The sequence below is a fragment of the Burkholderia sp. BCC1972 genome (assembly GCF_905339605.1).
Classification (GTDB): domain Bacteria; phylum Pseudomonadota; class Gammaproteobacteria; order Burkholderiales; family Burkholderiaceae; genus Burkholderia.
Map to the genome: position 1 here is coordinate 1 of NZ_CAJPGH010000076.1, position 1,018 is coordinate 1,018.

Consider the following 1,018-nt stretch of genomic DNA (forward strand, 5'->3'; position numbering starts at 1 on the left):
ACGCGCACATGGATTACTACGACAAGGCGGTGATGATCGGCACCGTGCCGGCGCTCGTCGCGCTCGGCTGGCGCTGGAAGCCCGCGCGGCTGATGATGGCGTCGATCGCCGTGCTGTCGCTGCTGTCGATCCAGATCTACCAGGGCGATCTCGCCCGCGCCGATTCGGCATTCTTCCTCAAGTACTTCCTGTCGAGCCAGTCGGCGATCCTGTGGATGAGCGCGTTGTTCGTGCTCGCGACGATCTTCTACTGGATCGGCCTGCTCGCCCGCTCGGAAACGGGCGCCGCGATCGGCCAGAAGCTCACGTGGGTCGCCGTGCTGATGGGCTTCACGGGGCTGATGGTGCGCTGGTACGAGTCCTACCTGATCGGTGCGGATGTCGGTCACATCCCCGTGTCGAACCTCTATGAAGTGTTCGTCCTGTTCAGCCTGATCACCGCGCTGCTGTACCTGTATTACGAAGGCCACTACGGCACGCGTTCGCTCGGCGCGTTCGTGCTGCTGGTGATCAGTGCGGCTGTCGGCTTCCTGATGTGGTACTCGGTCGCGCGCGACGCGCAGCAGATCCAGCCGCTCGTGCCGGCGCTGCAGAGCTGGTGGATGAAGATCCACGTGCCGGCGAACTTCATCGGCTACGGCAGCTTCGCGCTGTCGGCGATGGTGTCGGTCGCGTACCTGATGAAGGAGCGCGGCGTGCTCGCCGATCGCCTGCCGACGCTCGAAGTGCTCGACGACGTGATGTACAAGTCGATCGCGGTCGGTTTCGCGTTCTTCACGATCGCGACGATCCTCGGCGCGCTGTGGGCGGCCGAAGCGTGGGGCGGCTACTGGAGCTGGGACCCGAAGGAGACCTGGGCGCTGATCGTGTGGCTGAACTACGCGGCGTGGCTGCACATGCGGTTGATGAAGGGGCTGCGCGGCGCGGTCGCCGCGTGGTGGGCGCTCACGGGCCTGCTGGTCACGACGTTCGCGTTCCTCGGCGTCAACATGTTCCTGTCCGGGCTGCACAGCTACGG

1 protein-coding gene is annotated in these 1,018 nt (G+C 65.2%); it reads left to right on the forward strand.

Annotated elements, in window-relative coordinates; genetic code table 11:
- The coding region (ccsB, locus tag U5798_RS36855; RefSeq protein ID WP_124457143.1) for a c-type cytochrome biogenesis protein CcsB at positions 1-1,018 on the forward strand (1,018 nt) is incomplete at both ends.